The 20,722-nt window shown below is 61.1% G+C and carries 14 protein-coding genes; 11 read left to right on the plus strand and 3 right to left on the minus strand.

Translation table 11 applies throughout. The annotated features are described in order from the left end of the window. The first annotated feature begins 22 nt into the window (after positions 1-22). The 7 genes from K6117_RS13150 to K6117_RS13180 all read left to right on the plus strand — a co-directional run bounded on the left by K6117_RS13150 (position 23) and on the right by K6117_RS13180 (position 7,570). Entirely contained in the window at positions 23-1,249 is a 1,227-nt protein-coding gene (locus K6117_RS13150) for a lipoprotein-releasing ABC transporter permease subunit (RefSeq protein WP_221796127.1), read from the plus strand. A gap of 133 nt (positions 1,250-1,382) precedes the next feature. Then, positions 1,383-2,825, plus strand: coding sequence for a circularly permuted type 2 ATP-grasp protein (locus tag K6117_RS13155; protein ID WP_221796131.1), 1,443 nt, complete (start codon positions 1,383-1,385; stop codon positions 2,823-2,825). Next, a complete protein-coding gene (locus K6117_RS13160; protein ID WP_343211795.1) occupies positions 2,822-3,760 on the plus strand; it encodes an alpha-E domain-containing protein in 939 nt (312 codons plus the stop codon). The genes K6117_RS13155 and K6117_RS13160 overlap by 4 nt, the downstream gene beginning before the upstream one ends. A gap of 11 nt (positions 3,761-3,771) precedes the next feature. Continuing rightward, entirely contained in the window at positions 3,772-4,632 is an 861-nt protein-coding gene (locus K6117_RS13165) for a transglutaminase family protein (protein ID WP_221796041.1), read from the plus strand. A gap of 14 nt (positions 4,633-4,646) precedes the next feature. After that, a complete protein-coding gene (locus K6117_RS13170; protein ID WP_246605091.1) occupies positions 4,647-5,390 on the plus strand; it encodes a proteasome-type protease in 744 nt (247 codons plus the stop codon). Positions 5,391-5,451: 61 nt separating this feature from the next. Then, positions 5,452-6,798 (plus strand): TldD/PmbA family protein, encoded by a 1,347-nt coding sequence (locus K6117_RS13175; RefSeq protein WP_221796048.1) that lies wholly within the window; start codon positions 5,452-5,454, stop codon positions 6,796-6,798. Further along, positions 6,791-7,570 (plus strand): inositol monophosphatase family protein, encoded by a 780-nt coding sequence (locus K6117_RS13180; protein WP_221796050.1) that lies wholly within the window; start codon positions 6,791-6,793, stop codon positions 7,568-7,570. Before K6117_RS13175 ends, K6117_RS13180 begins: the two co-directional genes overlap by 8 nt. 184 nt (positions 7,571-7,754) lie before the next feature. Here K6117_RS13180 and K6117_RS13185 read toward each other — a convergent pair whose 3' ends face one another. Both K6117_RS13185 and gltB read right to left on the minus strand, forming a co-directional pair. Next, positions 7,755-9,191: a glutamate synthase subunit beta gene (locus K6117_RS13185; RefSeq protein ID WP_221796053.1), complete on the minus strand. Its 1,437-nt coding sequence runs from the start codon at positions 9,189-9,191 to the stop codon at positions 7,755-7,757. A gap of 18 nt (positions 9,192-9,209) precedes the next feature. Next, positions 9,210-13,853: a glutamate synthase large subunit gene (gene gltB, locus K6117_RS13190; RefSeq protein ID WP_221796056.1), complete on the minus strand. Its 4,644-nt coding sequence runs from the start codon at positions 13,851-13,853 to the stop codon at positions 9,210-9,212. Positions 13,854-14,088: 235 nt separating this feature from the next. Here gltB and rpe point away from each other — a divergent pair, with 235 nt between their 5' ends. From rpe to purH, 3 genes are read left to right on the plus strand one after another with little or no spacing between them, the layout of a single operon-like run. Further along, the gene (gene rpe, locus K6117_RS13195) at positions 14,089-14,751 is read left to right on the plus strand and encodes a ribulose-phosphate 3-epimerase (RefSeq protein WP_221796059.1); all 663 of its coding nucleotides are present in this window, start codon (positions 14,089-14,091) and stop codon (positions 14,749-14,751) included. A 20-nt stretch (positions 14,752-14,771) separates the two neighbouring features. After that, the gene (locus K6117_RS13200; protein ID WP_343211796.1) at positions 14,772-16,490 is read left to right on the plus strand and encodes a heparinase II/III family protein; all 1,719 of its coding nucleotides are present in this window, start codon (positions 14,772-14,774) and stop codon (positions 16,488-16,490) included. 34 nt (positions 16,491-16,524) lie between these two features. Further along, positions 16,525-18,114: a bifunctional phosphoribosylaminoimidazolecarboxamide formyltransferase/IMP cyclohydrolase gene (gene purH, locus K6117_RS13205; protein WP_221796062.1), complete on the plus strand. Its 1,590-nt coding sequence runs from the start codon at positions 16,525-16,527 to the stop codon at positions 18,112-18,114. 314 nt (positions 18,115-18,428) lie between these two features. Here purH and lepA read toward each other — a convergent pair whose 3' ends face one another. After that, a complete protein-coding gene (gene lepA / locus K6117_RS13210) occupies positions 18,429-20,240 on the minus strand; it encodes a translation elongation factor 4 (protein WP_221796064.1) in 1,812 nt (603 codons plus the stop codon). Between the two features lie 116 nt (positions 20,241-20,356). On the opposite strand from lepA, the gene K6117_RS13215 reads away from it, so the two are divergent. Beyond that, positions 20,357-20,710 (plus strand): HesB/IscA family protein, encoded by a 354-nt coding sequence (locus K6117_RS13215; RefSeq protein ID WP_221796068.1) that lies wholly within the window; start codon positions 20,357-20,359, stop codon positions 20,708-20,710. Positions 20,711-20,722: the final 12 nt, after the last annotated feature.

Here is a 20,722-nt window from a genome sequence, read left to right on the forward strand (position 1 = left end):
GCTGCTCTCCGCCCATGAATGGATGATTGCCAAACGCTATCTCCTTCCCGGGCGGGGCGAGGCCTTTATCGCTATTGTCGCCTCGATTAGCCTTGTCGCCGTGGCGCTGGGCGTGGCCGCGCTCATCATCGTGATGAGCGTGATGAACGGCTTTCGCGCGGAACTGTTCGACAAGATCGTGGGGCTGAATGGCCATGCCGTGGTGCAGGGCTATGACGGGCGGCTCGATAATTGGCGGGCGGTGCTCGCCACCGTGAAAAAGACGCCGGGCGTGACCTCGGCCACGCCATTGATCGAACAACCGTTGATGGCGAGCCTGAATGGCCGGGTCGAGGGCGTGTTGATTCGCGGCATGGACATGCACGACATCTTGTCCAACCCGACCTTGCGCCAAGGCGTGAAGGCCGGTGCGCTCAACAGCCTGCAACCCGGCGCGGGCAAGATCGTGATCGGGTCGCGACTGGCCGAGGCGCTCGGCGCGCAGCTCGGTTCCAGCCTCAGCCTGATCTCGCCCGATGGGCAGACAACGCCGTTCGGCACGGTGCCGCGCATCGTCAGCTACACCATCGGCGCGATCGTCGAGGTCGGCGTTTATGATTATGACAAGGCGTTCGTCATCATGCCGATGGCGGATGCGCAGACCTTGTTGATGATGGACGACAGCGTCGGCATGATCGAACTCAACACCATCGATGCCGACAAGGTCGCCGACATCGTCGCCCCCTTGGGGCCGCAGGTCGTACGCGATGGGGTGGTGACCGATTGGCGACAGATGAACAGCCAATTGTTCGAAGCCTTGCAGGTTGAACGCGTGGCAATGTTCACCGTCTTGTCGATCATCGTGCTCGTCGCCGTGTTCAACATCCTCTCAAGCCTGATCATGCTGACCCGCGCCAAGACCCGCGACATCGCGATCCTGCGCACCATGGGCGCCAGCCGCGAATCGATGATGCGCATTTTCATGTCGGTCGGCGTCACCATCGGCGTGCTCGGCATCGGAGCCGGGCTGGTCTTGGGTTTTGTCTTTCTCGCCTTCCGCCAATCGATTGTGCGCGGCGTGCAATTGCTCACCGGGCAGAATTTATGGGACCCATCGATCCGCTTTTTGACCGAATTGCCGTCGCGGACCGATCCGTTTGAAGTGCTGGCGATTGTCGTGCTGACCTTGGTGCTGACGTTCCTCGCCACACTCTACCCGGCGTGGAAAGCGGCAAAGACCGATCCGGTGCAGGTGCTGCGCTACGAATAAACTTTCATGAATAGTGCCAAATTGCTGCATTTTTTCTCTTGTGCGGTGCAGCATCATGTCGCAACCTCCTCCTCAAGGCTGACTATCCACTTGATTCGAGGAGAGGCGATTGACCGACTTGGCGTTCGACGAGATGCATGGCTTTACCGGCCAGGAGCCCCGCCCATCCTATCGCGCGATTGCCGACTGGTTGCACCGAACCGATCACGCCGATCTGGCCAGCCAGCAACAGGCCGCCGAAACGATCTTCCGCAAATTGGGCATCACCTTTGCTGTGTATGGCGATGAAGATGCGGAAGAACGCATCATCCCCTTCGACATCGTGCCGCGCGTGCTCGCGGCCAAGGAATGGGGTCGGCTGGAAGAAGGGCTGATCCAGCGCGTCACCGCGATCAACGCCTTTCTCACCGATATTTACGGCAAGCGCGAAATCCTCAAGGCCGGCATTTTGCCGCCCGAACTGATCCTCGCCAACCCGCAATTCCGGCTCGCCATGACGACGATCCGCCCGCCCCATGATGTCTGGGCGCATATTTGCGGGATCGACATGGTCCGCACCGGGCCGGATGAATTCTTCGTGCTGGAGGACAACGCCCGCACCCCGTCCGGCGTGTCCTATATGCTGGAAAATCGCGAGGCGATGCAGCGGCTGTTCCCCGATCTGGTTGCCGACCATCGCGTGCGGTCGGTCGAAAGCTATCCCGATATGCTGCTGGCGATGATGCGCTCGGTCGCGCCCAAGGGTTCGGGCGATGATCCCTGTTGCGCGATCCTGACGCCCGGCCAATTCAATTCCGCCTTTTACGAACATAGCTTCCTTGCCGATCGCATCGGGGTCGAATTGGTCGAGGGCAATGATTTGCAGGTCGTCGACCGTAAATTATTCATGCGGACGACCGAGGGGATGAAGCGAATCGACGTGCTTTATCGCCGGGTCGATGATGACTTCCTCGATCCATTGATGTTCCGCCCGGATTCGATTCTGGGCGTGCCGGGGCTGATGGATGCCTATGCGGCGGGCAATATCACCATCGTCAATGCGCCCGGCACCGGCATCGCGGATGACAAGGCGATCTATAGCTATATGCCGGAAATCGTCCGTTTCTACACCGGCAAGGATGCGATCCTGCCGAATGTCCACACCTATCGCTGCCGCGAGGCCGATGATCTTGGCTATGTCCTCGATCATCTGTCCGAACTGGTGGTGAAGCTGGTGGATGGTTCCGGCGGCTATGGCATGCTGGTCGGCCCGCGTTCGACCAAGGCCGAAATCGAGGCCTTTCGCGCCCAGATCATCGCCACCCCGCAACGCTATATCGCCCAGCCGACCTTGGCGCTCTCCACTTGCCCGACCTTGGTGGAAGAGGGCATCGCCCCGCGCCATGTCGATCTGCGCCCGTTCGTCCTGACCGGCAGCAAAGGCACCAAGATCGTGCCGGGCGGATTGACCCGCGTCGCGCTGCAACAAGGCTCGCTCGTCGTCAATTCCAGCCAGGGCGGCGGCACCAAGGATACATGGGTGCTGGCCGATGACGAACCGACTGTGCCCACTACCCCCCATGGAAAGGAGGCATGAACATGCTGTCACGCACGGCATCCAGCCTCTATTGGATCGGTCGCCACATTGAACGCGCGGATTTTGTCGCCCGGTTGATCGAGGCCGCGCTTCAGTTCGAACTTTTGCCACAGGCGCGGGGCGGCGATGATTGGGGCAGTGCCGTTTCGTCCTCCGGCGCGATGGATCGCTTTGCCACCAGTGGTCAGGTCATCAACCGGACCAATGTCATTGCCTTTCTCGCATTTGATCAGGACAATCCCGGTTCGATCATGTCCTGCATGGAACTGGCCCGCAATGATGCCCGCGCCATCCGCACGGCCATCACACGGGAATGCTTTGAAACGCTGAACGAGGCGCATCTGGCGATGAAGACCCATGTCCGCCGGGGCAAGACCGGTGATATTCAGGGCTTTATCGATTGGATCAAGACCGTCACGCGCGGGTTTGAAGGCGCGATGCATCGCACGATGCTGCGTAATGATTCGCTCTGGTTCCTGCGGCTGGGCAGCGCCATCGAACGCGCCGACAACACCGCGCGCCTGCTCGATGTCAAATATCACTGCCTCCTGCCGCAGGGCGAAGAAGTGGGCGGCACCCATGATCAGGCGCAATGGACGGCCTTGCTCCGCAGCGTTTCAGCCGTCACGGCCTATCGCTGGATCTATCGCGATGGGTTGAAGCCATGGCTGGTCGCGGATCTGATGATCCTGCGACGTGAAATGCCACGCTCGCTCGCGGCTTGCGTCGATGAGGCGGCGGCGATGCTCGCCTGTCTGCGCGCCGATGGTGGCCGCACCGGCGCCGCCGACCGACAGATTCGCAAGATCCAGACCAGCCTCGCCAAATTGCCGATTGATGATGTGATCAAATCCGGCCTGCATGAATTTCTGCAAGAATTTCTGGCGGACAATAATCAACTGGGCCGGGCCGTGTCCGACCAGTTCCTCTTTTAAAAGCCGATAACATGCGAATCCAGATCGATCATTTGACCCGCTATCACTACACATTGCCGATGCGTTCGGTGATCCAGTTGTTGCGCGTCACCCCGCAAACCAATGCCCATCAAACCGTGGTGTCATGGCACATCAACGTCGATTGCGACGCCCGCATCACGCCTTATGTCGATGCGTTCGGCAATGCCTGTCACATCATGGCGATCGATCATTCGGTGTCGGACCTGAGCATCGAAGTCACCGGCTTGGTCGATACATGGCCGGGCAGCGCCGGAATTATCGACGCCACCGAACCTTTGCCGGAACTGGTATTTCTCCAGCCCACCCTGCTGACACAGGCGGATGAGGCGATCACCCGTTTCGCATATGAGGTGGCGGGCGATCCGCAGCAAAATCCGCTCGACCGCTGTCATGCATTGATGACGGCCTTGTGGCGGGAAATCAGTTTCGACACCCGCGCGACATCGACATTGACGGATGCGGCCGCCGCCTTTGCCGACCGGCGCGGCGTGTGTCAGGACCTCGCCCATATCTTCATCAGCGCGTGCCGCATTCTCAAAATCCCGGCGCGTTATGTGTCTGGCCATTTGTTGCGGCAGGATGGCGCGGAATGGCAAGAGGCGGCCCATGCCTGGGCAGAGGCCTATATTGCGGGCCTTGGCTGGGTCTCGTTCGACCCCGCCAATTGCGTCAGCGCCGACGAACATTATCTGCGCGTTGCCTGTGGGCTTGATTATCGTGATGCTGCGCCGGTATCAGGGGCGAGATATGGCGGCGGCTTCGAAACGCTGTCGGTCGATCTTCGGGTCCGTGGGCCGGGCCTTGGTAAAATGGGACAGGGCCAAATGGGACAGGACAGCGCGAATCAATGACGTATTGCGTGGGAATGCTGATTGATGCGGGGTTGGTGATGATGGCCGACACCCGAACCAATGCGGGCATCGACAATATCTCCTGCTATCGCAAGCTCCACATTTACGATGGCGGGGACGATTGCTTCATCGCGATTGCGACTGCGGGCAATCTGTCGGTCACACAGGCCACTTTATCCAAGCTGGCCGAAGGCGTCCCCAATCCCGAAACCGGCGAAATCGACACCTTATGGACCGTCCCCAGTATTTTCAAAGCCGTGCAACTGGTCGGCAATGTGCTGCGTACCACCCGGCATGAAACCGAACATGGGATGGAGGCCGAGGGCGTATCCTTTGGCGCGACCATGTTGTTGGGCGGTCGGGTCGGGTCGGAACCATTGCGCCTGTTCCTGATCTACGATGCCGGCAATGCCATCGAATGCCATGCGGATACGCCCTATCTCCAGATCGGGGAGTATAAATATGGCAAGCCGATCCTCGACCGTGCGCTCGATGTGAACACCCCGTTGAACGAGGCGGTGAAGCTTGGCCTGATTTCGTTCGATTCGACGATGCGTTCCAATCTGGCGGTGGGCCTGCCGATCGACATGGTCACCGTGCGCGCCGACCCCGCATGCGAACCGGAATATTTCCGCATCGACCAGTCCAACGCCTATTTCAACGACCTGTCCCGGCAATGGGGGGAAAAGCTGCGTGAGGCGCAAGCCGCCATCCCGCGCCCGCCGTTCATCAAGCACAAGGCGCCGGTGATCGTATAAGGCCGCGTCTTTTTTACCCGACATTTTTGACGTTGAGGCATGAACGTCCTAAGTCTCGATCATGCTGAAATTAGACGATGCCTGTACCCGCCTTTCCGATCTGATCGCCCTCGCCCGCACAGGCGGCGCGGATGCCGCCGATGCCATTTATGTCGGCGGTGCATCGACCGAGGTGCAGATGCGGCTCGGCAAATTGGAAGATGTTGGCCGGTCCGAAGGCGAGGAAATCGGCCTGCGCGTCTTTATCGGCAAGCGCACCGCGAGCGTGACCGCCTCCGACATGGCCACCGATAGCCTACGGGATCTGGCCAGCCGGGCCATCGACATGGCGCGCGAGGCCACTGAGGATCAATTCGCGACACTGGCACCCGCAGATCGGCTGGCGACTGGCGACCTGCCCGATCTCGACCTGTTCGACCCGACCGACATCGGCCCCGCCGCATTGCGCGAACGGGCCGAAGCCGCCGAAGATGCCGCCCGCGCGGTGGCGGGCATCACCAATAGCGAAGGCGCAGGCGCCAGCACCGGCCAATCGGTGATGGCGCTCGCCACCAGCCATGGCTTTGTGCGCGGCTATCGCGGGTCGAGCTTTGGCTGCTCCGCGAGCGTGATCGCAGGCGAAGGCCCGCAAATGCAGCGCGATTATGCATGGCATAGCGCGCGTTATTATGCCGATCTCGAAGATCCCGCCGCCATCGGCACCCGCGCAGGCGAACGGGCGGTGGCGCGGCTGAACCCGGTCAAGCCGGACAGCGGCCAGATGCCGATCATCATCGATCCGCGCGTCGGCGCATCGATGATCGGCCATTTGCTCGGTTCAATCACCGGCGGCGCGATTGCGCGGCGCACCAGCTTCCTGCTCGATCAATTGCACGAGATGATCTTCGACAGTCAGGTCAGCATCATTGATGATCCGCATCGAATTCGCGGCTTAAGGTCGCGCCCATTCGATGGCGAGGGCCTGCCCACCATCGCCTCCAAATTGATCGATAATGGGCGGCTCACCGGCTGGCTGATGGACAGCGCCTCCGCCCTGCAACTCGGCCTCGCGCCGACCGGCCATGCCACGCGCGGCATCGGCGGCCCGCCGGGTGCGGGCGCAACCAATGTCTATATGGCGGCAGGCAGCGCGACTCCGACAGAATTGATGGCCGACATCAAACAGGGCATCTATGTCACCGAACTGATCGGCCATGGCGTGAATGGCGTGACCGGCGATTACAGCCGGGGCGCATCGGGCTTCCTCATCCGCGATGGCCAGATCGGCCCGGCGGTCGCAGAACTGACCATCGCCGGTAATTTGCGCGATATGTTCAAGGCGATGATCCCGGCCAATGACCTTGTCATCCGGCGGGGGATTGATGCGCCGACGCTGCGGATCGACGGCATGATGGTGGCGGGTGCCTGACCCATTGCTCACCGCCATCGCCGATATTGTGGCGGAGGCCGGACGACTTGCCGTCCGGGCGAGCGAACGCGGGTTCAAGCATTGGGAAAAGGAACCGGGCCAGCCGCTGTCCGATGTCGACCTTGCGGTGAATGACATGCTGCGCCACCGGTTGACGGCGTTGGTGCCGGAGGCGGGCTGGCTGTCGGAAGAAAGCGTCGATGATGTCGATCGGCTCGACCGCGATTTGGTATGGATCATCGACCCGATCGACGGCACCCGCGATTTCGTGCGCGGGCGGCGCGGCTGGTCGATCTCGGTCGGGCTGGTCCGCCAGCGCCGCCCGTGGCTCGCGGTGCTGGATGCCCCGGCGCTGGGCCTTGTGTACCGGGCCGAAGCGGGCAAAGGCACCCAATTAAACGGCGTGCCGACGCAGGCGAGCCAACGCACCGAATTTCCGGGATCGCGCGTGCCTGCCGACGATCTGCCGCACATTGACGATGACCTTGTCGCCGTGACCAAGCCGAACAGCATCGCACTCCGGATCGCGATGGTCGCGACCAACCATGCCGATCTCGTCGCCTCTATTCGCTGGGGGCATGAATGGGATCTGGCCGCCGCCGCCCTCATCGCCAGCGAAGCGGGCGCGACCGTGACCGATGCCTTGGGGGAACCCTTGCGGTTCAACAGCCCGGATGCCGCCGCCTTTGGCGTGCTGGCCAGCGCCCCCGGCATTCATCAGGCCGCGCTGGAACGGCTGACCGAACGGGCGAAAAGCGCGTTGATTGTTTAGTCCCTCAAACGCCGGGCGGCAGCATCCGCTGCCTTGGCTTTCCTCGCAATAAGCTCGGGCGCGCGTTCGCGCTTGCGGCGCTTCGCGCCGTTGGTGGCAATTTCCAAGGACAGTGATGCCTCCCCCCACTTCGTCATCCTGAACCAAGTTCAGCATGACGAAGAAAGGGAAATCAATGGCAGCCTTACCGCGGCAGTTCGGTCGTCCCCATCAGGGCTTCATCCACCGAGCGGGCGCATTGGCGACCTTCGCGGATCGCCCAGACGACCAATGACTGGCCACGACGCATATCGCCACATGCAAAGATCTTGTCCTTGGAGGTGCGATAGGCGACGACATTGGCCGCGACATTGCCGCGTCCGTCCAGTTCGACGCCGGATTGTTCGATCATGCCGCCATGGCGCGGACCGACAAAGCCCATCGCCAGCAACACGAGATCGGCCTTCAAGTCGAATTCGCTGCCCGGCACTTCTTCCATCTTGCCATTTTCAAACCGCACGCGGACGCATTCGAGCTTTTCGAGGCGACCGCCGGTGCCGACCGCACGCTTGGTCAACACGCCCCAATCGCGCTCGCAGCCTTCCAGATGCGAGGTCGAGGTGCGCAGCTTCAGCGGCCAATCCGGCCAGTTGAGTGCCTTGTCTTCCAGTTCCGGCGGCTTCGGCATGATTTCGAGCTGCGTGACAGATGCCGCGCCCTGACGGTTGGACGTGCCAACGCAGTCAGACCCGGTATCGCCACCGCCGATAACGACGACATGCTTGCCCTTGGCGGACAAGGTGCCGGTCGGCGCGGCGCGGACTTCGTCATCGCCTGCGACCCGCTTGTTCTGCTGGGTCAGGAATTCCATCGCCTGACGGATTTCCGGGAATTCCGCACCCGGGATCGCCAGCGGGCGCGGATTTTCCGCACCACCGGCCATGACCACGGCATCGTAATTCTCGATCAGCGTATCCATCGACACATGCACGCCGACTTCGGTGCTGGTGCGGAATTCAACGCCTTCCGCTTCCATCTGATGGGCGCGGCGGGTGATGATGTGCTTTTCCAGCTTGAAGTCGGGAATGCCATAACGGAGCAAACCGCCAACGCGGTCGTTCTTTTCAAACACCGTGACGCTGTGGCCTGCACGCACCAATTGTTGCGCGCATGCAAGGCCCGCCGGACCGGAACCGATCACGGCCACGGATTTGCCGGTCTTCGCCTTGGGCGGCAAAGGCACGATCCAGCCTTCGGCCCATCCCTTGTCCACGATCTGGCATTCGATCGATTTGATCGTGACCGGCGTGTCCTGAATGTTCAGGGTGCAGCTGGCTTCGCAAGGCGCGGGGCAGATGCGGCCCGTGAATTCCGGGAAGTTATTGGTCGAATGCAGACGATTGAGCGCTTCGCGCCAATCGTCATGATAGACCAGGTCATTCCAGTCCGGGATCAGGTTATTGACCGGACAGCCATTGTGGCAGAACGGAATCCCGCAATCCATGCAACGCGATGCCTGCGCGCGAATTTCGTCAGTGCCCAAAGGCACGACGAATTCATTGTAGTTTGTCAGCCGTTCCTCTGGCTTGGCATAACCACGGTCATGACGCGCTACTTCGAGAAACCCGGTGGGCTTGCCCATCTATTGTCTCCTCAATCTTTACGCGGCCGACGCGGCATTGCTGCCCTGCGCCTCGGCCTGCAAGTCGCGCAACGCACGACGATAATCCTTCGGCATCACCTTCACGAACTTCGCGAGGCTATTGTCCCAATCATCCAACAGCGCACGGGCCTTACGGCTGCCCGAGTGGAGATGGTGACGCTCCAGCAAGATCTTGAGACGGGCCGCGTCATGACGCAGCATATCCCCCATGCCGAAATCGTTCACATTGACAGGGCGCTGCTGCGGCAGGGCTGAATTGGCCGGTACGGCATCGGTTTCCGTGGCCGATACCGGGTCCACATCGACCATCGCCATGTTGCAACGATCGCGGAACAGGCCGTCCTCGTCATAGACATAGGCAACGCCGCCCGACATGCCCGCCGCGAAGTTACGGCCTGTGAGGCCCAACACCGCGACAACGCCGCCAGTCATATATTCGCAACCGTGATCGCCGGTGCCTTCGACCACCGCAATCGCGCCCGAGTTACGGACCGCGAAGCGTTCGCCAGCGACGCCTTCGAAATAAGCTTCACCCGCAATCGCGCCATAAAGCACGGTGTTGCCGACGATGATGTTCTGCGACGGCACGCGCACGCTGTCAGCCGGCGGACGGACGATAATCCGGCCACCCGACAGGCCCTTGCCGACATAGTCATTGCCATCGCCGGTCAGTTCGACCGTAACGCCATGGGCAAGGAATGCGCCAAAGCTCTGGCCTGCGACACCCGAGAAGTTGATGACGATGGTGTTGTCATCCAGACCCGCATGGCCATAACGCTTCGCCACTTCGCCCGACAGCATCGCGCCGACGGTGCGGTTGACGTTGCGAATGGCGGACGCGATCCGCACCGGCTGGCGATTTTCCAGCGCCGGGGCAGCCTGCGCGATGAGGCTGTTGTCGAGCGCATGTTCAAGGCCATGATCCTGCGTGCCAGTCTGGCGCAAGGACGAACCCTCGACCACCGGTGCCTGATACAACAGACGGCTGAGATCGACGCCCTTCGCCTTCCAGTGATTGAGCGCTTCGTTCATGTCGAGACGGTCAACCCGGCCCACCATTTCATCAATCGTACGGAAGCCGAGCTGGGCCATGATCGCCCGCAATTCTTCGGCCACGAAGAAGAAATAGTTGATGACATGTTCCGGCTGGCCGGTGAAGCGCTTGCGCAGAACAGGGTCCTGCGTCGCCACGCCGACCGGGCAGGTGTTGAGATGGCATTTGCGCATCATGATGCAGCCCGCCGCAATCAACGGGGCGGTGGCAAAGCCGAACTCGTCCGCGCCCAACAATGCGCCGATGGCGACATCGCGACCAGTCCGCAGGCCGCCATCGACCTGCACCGCAATCCGCGAACGCAGATTGTTGAGCAGCAGCGTCTGCTGGGTTTCGGCAAGACCGATTTCCCATGGCGAACCGGCATGGGTCAGCGAGGTCAGCGGGGATGCCCCGGTGCCGCCTTCATAGCCCGAAATGGTGACATGATCGGCCCGCGCCTTGGACACGCCCGCAGCCACCGTACCGACGCCGACTTCCGACACCAATTTGACCGAGATGCGCGCGCCGGTGTTGACGTTTTTCAGATCGTGGATCAGCTGCGCCAGATCTTCGATCGAATAAATGTCATGGTGCGGCGGCGGCGAGATCAGGCCCACGCCCGGGGTCGAGTGACGGGTCTTGCCGATGATCTTGTCGACCTTGTCGCCCGGCAACTGCCCGCCTTCGCCGGGCTTCGCACCCTGTGCCATCTTGATCTGCACGTCATCGGCATTGACCAGATATTCTGCGGTCACCCCGAAACGGCCCGAGGCCACCTGCTTGATCGCCGAACGCATCGAATCGCCATTGGCGAGCGGCGTGAACCGTGCCGGGTCTTCGCCGCCTTCGCCGGTGTTCGACTTGCCGCCGATGCGGTTCATCGCCACCGCAAGCGTGGTGTGCGCTTCCCAGCTGATCGAGCCATAGCTCATCGCGCCGGTGGCGAAACGCTTGACGATGTCGCTCGCCGGTTCGACTTCCGAGATATCGAGCGGCTTGTCCGCGAATTTGAACGACATCAGCCCGCGAATGGTCAGCAGTCGCTCGCTCTGTTCGTTGATCGAACGTGCGAACTCTTCATATTCCTTCGGGTTGTTGCCACGCACGGCGTGCTGCAGCTTGGACACGCTGTGCGGCGTCCATGCATGTTCTTCGCCGCGCAGACGGAAGGCATAATTGCCGCCGACATCAAGCGCGTTCGACAGCACCGGGCTGGCGCCATAAGCGGCAGCATGACGGCGACGGGTTTCTTCCGCCACTTCCGCCAAACCGATACCTTCGATGGTGCTGGCCGTGCCGGTGAAATATTTCTCCACGAACGGCGTATTGAGGCCGATCGCGTCGAAAATCTGTGCGCCGCAATAGGATTGATAGGTCGAGATGCCCATTTTGGACATGACCTTCAACATGCCCTTGCCGACCGCCTTGATGTAGTTTTTCTGCACATCATAGGTGCTGAGCGGCAGTTGCTGACGGACGCGAATGTCTTCCAGCGTTTCAAACGCCATCCACGGGTTGATCGCTTCCGCGCCATAGCCCGCCAGCACGCAGAAGTGATGCACTTCGCGGGCTTCGCCGGTTTCGACGACCAGACCGGTCTGCATCCGCAGGCCCTGACGGATCAGGTGATGATGCACCGCCGCCGTGGCCAACGCCGCCGGGATCGGCAAGCGATCCGCCGCAACCGCACGGTCGGACAGGATCAGAATGTTCCGGTCGGCCAGCACGGCATCGGTCGCCTCGGCGCAAATGCGGTCGATGGCAGCCTTCAGGCCTTCTTCTTCGGCCCAAGTGATGTCGATGGTTGTCGTGCGGAACGCGCCGTCCAACAATTCGTTGATGTTGCGAATCTTCGCCAAAGCCGCATTGGTCAGGATCGGCTGCGACACTTCCAGCCGCTTGTGCGAACCGGCCTGACGCCCCAGCAGATTCGGGCGCGGCCCGATCATCGACACCAAGGACATGACCAATTCTTCGCGAATCGGATCGATCGGCGGGTTGGTCACCTGCGCGAAATTCTGCTTGAAATAATCATAGAGCAGACGCGAACGATCCGACAGCACGGCAATCGGGGTATCGGTGCCCATCGAACCCAAGGGATCGTCGCCATTGCGCGCCATTGGTTCGAGGAAGCGCGACAGATCTTCCTGCGTATAGCCAAAGGCCTGCTGCTGATCGAGCATCGCCTGCGCGTCATTCGACACAGCAGCCGGTGCGCCGACTTCAAGCGCGCTTGGCAGGTCTTCCAGCTTATACTGGGTGTCCTTCAGCCATTGCTCATACGGCAAAGCTTCCGACAGCGAGGCCTTGATTTCCGCATCTTCGATGATCCGGCCCTGCTCCATATCGATGAGCAGCATCTTGCCCGGCTGGAGACGCCATTTGCGGACGATATCCTCATCACGCACCGGCAGCACACCCGATTCGGAGGCCATGATGACCAGATCATCCTTGGTCACGCAGAAACGCGCCGGACGCAGGCCGTTGCGGTCGAGGGTCGCGCCAATTTGGCGGCCATCGGTGAACGCGACGGCAGCAGGGCCATCCCATGGCTCCATCAACGCGGCATGATATTCATAGAAAGCGCGACGCTTCGGCTCCATCTTCGCATGACCGGCCCAGGCTTCCGGGATCAGCATCATGACGGCATGGGCAAGGCTGTAACCGCCCATCACCAACAGTTCGAGCGCGTTATCGAGGCAGGCGGTATCCGACTGGCCATGCGGAATCAGCGGCCACATCTTATCGAGATCCGGGCCAAGCAGGTCCGATTCGAGTGTGCGGCGACGCGCGTTCATCCAGTTGACGTTGCCGCGTACCGTGTTGATTTCGCCATTATGCGCGATGTAGCGATACGGGTGCGCCAGCCGCCATGACGGGAAGGTGTTGGTCGAAAAGCGCTGGTGGACGAGCGCGAGCGCCGACACCGCCGCCGGGTTACGCAGATCGTCGTAAAAGCTGCCAACCTGCCCCGCGAGCAACAGGCCCTTGTAAACGATGGTGCGCGACGAGAAGCTCGGCACATAAAATTCAGCCAGACCCGGCAGATTGCGCTTTTCAGCGATTTCCTTGAGCGGGTTTTGGATCTGCTTGCGGATCGACAGCAATTTGCGTTCGAACGCGTCCTGATCGCGGGTGGCCGCGCCGCGCGCGACAATCGCCTGACGCATCGTCGGCATTTCGGCCTTCACCGTTTCGCCCAGCCCATCAAGCGTGATCGGCACGTCACGCCAGCCGATCAGGCGCTGGCCTTCGATCTGGATGAAATGTTCAAGCCGGTCGACCGCCTGATCACGCGATTCGGCATCGCGCGGCAGGAAGCACATGGCGACCGCATAATCGCCCACGGGCGGCAATTCATGGCCGTTCTTTTCGGCCCAATCGCGGAAAATCGCATCCGGCAACTGGATCAGAATCCCGGCGCCATCGCCCAGCAACGGATCTGCGCCCACCGCCCCGCGATGGTCGAGATTCAGCAGAATTTCGAGCCCACGCCCAATAATCTCATGACTTTTGGCGCCTTTGATGTTCGCGACGAATCCGACACCACACGCATCATGTTCATTATTAGGGTCGTAAAGACCCTGGGCATTAGGAACGGCCATCAAAATCCCCCTAGCCAGCACCGCCCCAATGGCGGCAGGCAAAAGTTTAGCGCGCCCCCTTTGCACAGTGGGCCGCCAATTTGAAGTGATAATACGCAGCAAGCCACACCCAATCGCGATCCCATGGGCATGTGCAGACACTTAAGATGCATATCGCAGTGCAGCATAATGTGCAATGCAGATGGTTTCGATCCCTCTTGCCCCCTGTAAGCCATAAGGTTAAGGCCTCGTACCTATGCAACAACCTGTCCGAATTTCGCCGTCGATCCTTTCCGCAGATTTCGCCCGTCTGGGCGAGGAGGTCCGCGCCGTGGACCGTGCCGGGGCCGACTGGATCCATGTCGATGTGATGGATGGCCATTTCGTGCCGAACATCACCATTGGCCCGGCAGTGGTAAAGGCGCTGCGCCCGCACACTGACAAGCTGCTCGATGTCCATCTGATGATCTCGCCGGTCGATTCCTATCTGGAGGCCTTTGCCGAGGCGGGCGCCGATATCATCACCGTGCATCCGGAAGCCGGGCCGCATATCCACCGCACGCTTCAGCGCATTCGCCAATTGGGCAAGAAAGCGGGCGTCTCGCTCAACCCCGGTACCCCGGCTAAGATGCTTGATTACATCTTGGAAGAAGTCGACCTCGTCTTGGTGATGAGCGTGAACCCCGGCTTTGGCGGGCAAAAATTCATCTCGTCCCAACTTCGCAAGATCGAGGCGATCCGCAAGTCGATCGATAAATTGGGCAAGCCGATTGATCTTGAGGTCGATGGCGGCATCGATGTCGAGACGGCGCGACTCGCTATCTCCGCCGGGGCCGATGCGCTGGTCGCTGGCACCGCGACCTTCCGGGGTGGCGAGGCGCAATATGCCGCCAACATCGCCGCATTGCGGGGAGGATAAATTTGGCGCGCAAGGCGAAGTTGCAACCGACTGACCTGGTAGACGACACGATCGAACCGGGCCGCCGGATGATTCGCCTTGAAGACAAGGGCCAGTCCTTGTCGGATCGCTTTCTAGGCCATCTCAATCGCCTGAGCTGGCGCACCCCATTGCACAAGCTGCGCCTGCGCGGCCGCCATCCGCTGAAATTATTGACTGTGCCGGACGATCCGTTGTCCGGCGATGCGCAGGTCGGCGCGGACATGATCGCCGGGACGATCCGTTTCCGGGGCGAAGCGCTCGACATGGCGAGCTTCAACTTTGACCAAGCGCCGGTCTCCCCCGCCTTCCAGCATTATCTGCAAAGCTTTGCCTTTTTGCGCGATCTGGCGGCGGGCGGTTCCCGCGTCATCACCGCCCCGATTGCCGAGGCGATGATGGGGCGCTGGCTTGAACGCCATGGCACCGATGTCACCGATGCCGCATGGCGCGGCGATATCTGGGGCTGGCGCGTGCTGTTCATGGCGACCTATGCCCCGCTGATTCTCTCCTCCACCCATCATGTCTATCGCTCGTCGGTGCTAAATGCGCTGGCACGCGGTGCGCGCCATCTCGAACGCACGGCAGACAAGGTCGCGCAAGGACCGGCGCGGATCATCGCATGGGCGGGCGTCGTCGCGGCTGGCCTGTTGATCCATAATAATGATCAGATGCTCCGGCGTGGCGAAATCGGCCTTGCCCGCGCGATTGCCACCGGTTTCAGCCCGGATGGCGGCATCATTACGCGCTCCCCGCTGGAACAGCTCGAAATGGTCGAACTGCTCGCGATGGTGCGCGGCGTCTATGATGCCCGTCGTCAGGTGCCGCCGGAATGGCTATTGGACGCACTCGGCAAAGCGGTGCCCGCCTTGATGGGCGTTACGCTTGGCGATGGCAGCCTGTCCTGCTGGCAGGGCAATGGCCCGGTCGCCGCCGCACGGGTGCAGGCCGCCGTCCGCGCCTCCGGCATCATCGCCCGCGCCCAGCGCCAGTCGCGCGAATGGGGCTATCAACGCATGGCCGCTGGCGGCACGGTCGTGATCGTCGATGGCGCGCCGCCGCCGATGGTCCGATATCGCATGGCGGGCTATGCCTCGACCCTCGCGCTGGAAATGTCAGACGGGCCGAACCGGCTGATCATCAATTGCGGCGGCCCCGGCGGCTGCGGGCTGATGTCCGCCGGCCTTGCCGATGGCCTGCGCACCACCGCCGCCCATTCCACCCTGATCGTCGGCGACAGCAACTCCACCGCGCTCCATCATGATGGCTCGGTCGGGCGCGGCGTGGCCGAGGTCGAATTGCAGCGCCAAGAACTCGAACAGGGCAGCCGGTTGGAAGGCGGCCATGACGGCTATGCAAGGCGCTATGGCTTTGTCCATCGCCGCTTTCTCTCCTTGTCCTCGGACGGCAAGGAATTGCGTGGCGAAGATGTCCTCATCCCGACCGGCAAGCGCCGCCCGCATGGCGCGGAATTCGCGATCCGCTTCCACCTCGCCACTGGGGTCGAAGTCACCACCACCGCCGATGGCATGGGCGCATTACTCCGCGTGCATGACGGGCCTTTGTGGCAATTCCGCTGCCGTGGCGGGACAATGAGCGTCGATGACAGCATCGCGGTTGACGCCGAGGGCCGACCGCGCCAGACGCGGCAGCTTGTGATTACCGGCAATGCCCCGGCGGGTGGCGCGAGCGTGAGCTGGCTGTTCCGTCGCGCCGGCTAATATTGATTTGAATAGCAGAGAAAGACGAAGTTTCATGACACAGGTTGCGATCAAGCGGGCGCTGTTGAGCGTCTCGGACAAGACTGGTTTGGCTGAATTGGGTGTGGCCTTGGCCCGCCACGGCGTAGAACTCGTCTCGACCGGCGGCACCGCCAAGGCGCTGCGCGAATCGGGCCTTAAGGTCATGGACATTTCCGATCTCACCGGCTTTCCGGAAATGATGGATGGCCGGGTGAAGACGCTGCACCCCAAGGTCCATGGCGGCCTGCTCGCGGTGCGCAACAATCCGGAACATGTCGCGGCGATGGACGCGCATGATATCGGCGCGATCGATCTGGTCGTCGTCAATCTCTACCCCTTCGCCGCGACCGTCGCCAAGGGCGCGGATCGCGATGAGATCATCGAAAATATCGACATTGGCGGGCCGTCGATGGTCCGTTCCGCCGCGAAAAATCATGAAAGCGTGGTCATCCTCACCGATCCGGCGGATTATGCCGAACTGATCACCGCGATGGATGCCCATGCGGGCGCGACCGATTTCGATTTCCGCCGCCGCTGCGCCGCCAAGGCCTATGCCGCCACCGCCGCATATGACAGCATGATCAGCCAATGGTTCGCGCTGACCGATCTCGGCCAGACACTGCCCGGCACGCTGGCGATTGCCGGGGTGAGCCAAGGCGAATTGCGTTATGGCGAAAACCCGCACCAATCCGCCGCGCTCTATATTCCGGCGGCTGAAAAGGTGCGCGGCATTCCGCAGGCCCGGCAATTGCAGGGCAAGGAACTCAGCTACAATAATTACAACGACACCGATGCCGCGCTCGAACTCGTCAGCGAATTCCGCGATGGTCCGCCGACGGTCGTGATCGTCAAGCATGCCAATCCTTGTGGCGTCGCCACCGGGGAAACGCTGTTGGAAGCCTATCAGGCTGCGCTCGCCTGTGATTCGGTCTCGGCCTTTGGCGGGATCATCGCGGTCAACCGTCCGCTCGACGCCGCCACCGCCGAAGCGATGGCCGGGATATTCACCGAAGTCGTCGCCGCCCCGGATGCGAGCGAAGAAGCCAAGGCGATCTTCGCCAAGAAGAAGAACCTCCGCCTGTTGCTGACCGGTGCATTGCCCGATCCGCACCGTGCGGGCCTGACGGTCAAGAGCATCGCGGGCGGCTATCTCGTCCAGAGCCGCGACAATGGCCGCATCACCCGCGAAGAATTGAAGGTCGTGACCAAGCGCGCGCCGACCGAACAGGAACTCACCGACTGCCTGTTCGCCTGGACCATCGCCAAGCACACCAAGTCGAACGCGATTGTCTATGCCAAGGATGGCGTGACCGCAGGCATCGGCGCAGGCCAGATGAACCGCCGCGACAGCGCGCGCATCGCCGCGATCAAGGCCAAGGAAGCCGCCGAAACCCATAATTGGGCACAGCCCCGCACCATCGGTTCCGCCGTTGCGTCCGATGCGTTCTTCCCGTTCTCGGATGGTTTGCTCTCGGCTGCGGAAGCCGGCGCCACCGCCGTCATCCAGCCGGGCGGTTCGATCCGCGACGACGAAGTCATCGCCGCCGCCGATGCAGCTGGCCTCGCCATGGTCTTCACCGGGATGCGTCATTTCCGGCATTGATTTGGATGTAGCCTAAGGCACCGGGCGGTGACGTCCATCGCCTTAGGCTTTTCCTCGCAATAAGCTCGGGCGCGCGTTCGCGCTTGCGGCGCTACGCGCCGTTGGTGGGAGATAGCTAGCCTAGCTTTTTGAAATTTGCGCCCCCCACCCTAGATCTCCGTCATTCCCGCGCAGGCGGGAATCCAGAGACGCTAAGGTCGCAGGAGATGCGCACCCGTCGATCCATTCTGCTTCTGGATTCCCGCCTGCGCGGGAATGACGAGAGGTGACGAGAATAGCGAAGGGTGCAGGTCAGCCGGCGCAGAACGCCCAAATTACCCTTCGTCGCCCATCCGTAGTGCGGCGATGAAGGCTTCTTGCGGGATGCTGACCGAACCATATTCGCGCATCCGCTTCTTGCCCTCTTTCTGCTTGTCGAGCAGCTTGCGCTTGCGGCTGGCGTCGCCGCCATAGCATTTCGCGGTCACATCCTTGCGCATCGCGGCGATGGTTTCGCGGGCGATGACCTTGCCGCCAATCGCCGCCTGAATCGGGATCTTGAACAAATGGCGCGGGATCAAATCCTTCAGCCGTTCGCACATATGACGGCCACGCGCTTCCGCCGCGACGCGGTGGACGATCATCGACAGCGCATCGACCGGTTCATTGTTCACCAGAATGTTCATCTTCACCAGATCGCCTTCGCGATAGCCGGTCTGATGATAATCAAAGCTCGCATAGCCGCGTGAGATCGACTTCAACCGATCATAGAAATCGAACACCACTTCGTTCAACGGCAGATCATAGGTAATCTGCGCGCGCCCGCCGACATAGGTCAGATTCTTCTGAATCCCGCGACGATCCTGACACAGCTTCAAAATGCTGCCGAGATATTCATCCGGGCAATAGATCACGGCCTCGATCCACGGCTCCTCGATGAAATCAATCCGGTTCGCATCTGGCATATCCGCCGGATTGTGCAGTTCCAGCACGCCATTATTATGGCTCAAATTGACGTGATACACGACCGACGGCGCGGTCGTGATGAGGTCGAGATCATATTCGCGGGTCAGGCGTTCCTGAATGATTTCGAGGTGCAACAGCCCCAGGAATCCGCAACGGAAACCAAAACCTAGCGCCGCCGAGGTTTCCATTTCAAAGCTGAACGACGCATCGTTCAACCGCAGCTTGGAAATGCTTTCGCGCAGCTTTTCAAAATCATTGGCATCGACCGGGAACAGGCCGCAGAATACCACCGGCTGCACCACTTTAAAGCCCGGCAAGGCTTCCAAAGCAGGCCGTTTGGCATCGGTAATCGTGTCACCGACGCGAGTTTGCGCCACTTCCTTGATCTGCGCGGTGATGAAGCCGACCTCACCCGCCGCCAGCTCGTCCAATTGCTCGATCTTCGGGCGCATGCAGCCGACCCGATCAATCAGATGGAGCGTGCCCGCCTGCATGAATTTAACCTGCTGGCCCTTTTTAAGGACGCCATCGATCACCCGCACGAGAATGACCACGCCGAGATAGGGATCGTACCAGCTATCGACCAGCATCGCCTTTAACGGCGCGCTGCGGTCGCCCTTGGGGTGCGGGATGCGCTTGACGATGGCTTCGAGAATGTCCTCGATCCCGATGCCCGATTTGGCCGAGGCCAGCACCGCATCCGACGCATCAAGGCCGATCACTTCCTCGATCTCCGCGCGCACCTTTTCAGGTTCGGCAGCGGGCAGATCGATCTTGTTGATCACCGGCACGATTTCATGGTCATGCTCGATCGACTGATACACATTGGCGAGGGTCTGCGCTTCCACGCCCTGCGCCGCGTCCACGACCAGCAACGCGCCCTCGCACGCCGCGAGCGAACGACTCACCTCATAGGCAAAGTCGACATGGCCCGGCGTGTCCATCAGGTTCAGCGTATAGGTATCGCCGTCCTTGGCCTTATAATCGAGGCGCACGGTCTGCGCCTTGATCGTAATGCCGCGCTCTTTCTCGATATCCATATTATCGAGCACCTGCGCCGACATCTCGCGTTCGGTCAGGCCGCCGGTATATTGGATGAGCCGATCGGCCAGCGTCGACTTGCCATGGTCGATATGGGCGATGATCGAAAAATTGCGGATATGATCGAGAGCTGTGGACATGGATCACGCCTCTAGAGTGATTTCACGAGAAATGGAACACGCGACCGCACTTGTATTTTGCCCTGTTGCGCCTATTTTATTGAGAACGAGTTGCAAGACCTTAGGGAATTTTGTCGATGACCACCACTACCCGCGCCCGCCCCGCTGCGCTCAATCTCACGCCTTCTGCAGAAGCGCGGATTGCCGCATTGATGGCCAATGCGCCGGACGGGGCGATTGGCGTCAAGCTCTCCACCCCGAAACGCGGCTGTTCCGGCCTCGCTTATTCGGTCGATTATGTGACCGAGGCCAAGGCGTTCGACGAGAAGATCGAAACGCCGGGCGGCACGCTTTATGTCGATGGCGGGTCGATTCTGTATCTGATCGGTTCGACGATGAATTGGGTCGAAGATGATTTCACCGCCGGTTTCGTGTTCAACAACCCGAATGCCAAGGGCAGTTGCGGCTGTGGCGAGAGTTTTACGGTATAGTAAATCCCTCAA

It is taken from the genome of Alteraquisediminimonas sediminicola (genome assembly GCF_019740335.1).
Classification (GTDB): domain Bacteria; phylum Pseudomonadota; class Alphaproteobacteria; order Sphingomonadales; family Sphingomonadaceae; genus Alteraquisediminimonas; species Alteraquisediminimonas sediminicola.

What these genes read in the sequence shown, in the direction of transcription:
- K6117_RS13155 (WP_221796131.1), top strand. Translation starts at nt 1,383, where the DNA reads ATGCATGGCTTTACCGGCCAGGAGCCCCGCCCATCCTATCGCGCGATT.
- rpe (WP_221796059.1), top strand. Translation starts at nt 14,089, where the DNA reads ATGCAACAACCTGTCCGAATTTCGCCGTCGATCCTTTCCGCAGATTTC.
- purH (WP_221796062.1), top strand. Translation starts at nt 16,525, where the DNA reads ATGACACAGGTTGCGATCAAGCGGGCGCTGTTGAGCGTCTCGGACAAG.
- K6117_RS13150 (WP_221796127.1), top strand. Translation starts at nt 23, where the DNA reads ATGATTGCCAAACGCTATCTCCTTCCCGGGCGGGGCGAGGCCTTTATC.
- K6117_RS13215 (WP_221796068.1), top strand. Translation starts at nt 20,357, where the DNA reads ATGACCACCACTACCCGCGCCCGCCCCGCTGCGCTCAATCTCACGCCT.
- K6117_RS13165 (WP_221796041.1), top strand. Translation starts at nt 3,772, where the DNA reads ATGCGAATCCAGATCGATCATTTGACCCGCTATCACTACACATTGCCG.
- gltB (WP_221796056.1), bottom strand. Translation starts at nt 13,853, where the DNA reads ATGGCCGTTCCTAATGCCCAGGGTCTTTACGACCCTAATAATGAACAT.
- K6117_RS13175 (WP_221796048.1), top strand. Translation starts at nt 5,452, where the DNA reads ATGCTGAAATTAGACGATGCCTGTACCCGCCTTTCCGATCTGATCGCC.
- lepA (WP_221796064.1), bottom strand. Translation starts at nt 20,240, where the DNA reads ATGTCCACAGCTCTCGATCATATCCGCAATTTTTCGATCATCGCCCAT.
- K6117_RS13160 (WP_343211795.1), top strand. Translation starts at nt 2,822, where the DNA reads ATGAACATGCTGTCACGCACGGCATCCAGCCTCTATTGGATCGGTCGC.
- K6117_RS13170 (WP_246605091.1), top strand. Translation starts at nt 4,647, where the DNA reads ATGCTGATTGATGCGGGGTTGGTGATGATGGCCGACACCCGAACCAAT.
- K6117_RS13185 (WP_221796053.1), bottom strand. Translation starts at nt 9,191, where the DNA reads ATGGGCAAGCCCACCGGGTTTCTCGAAGTAGCGCGTCATGACCGTGGT.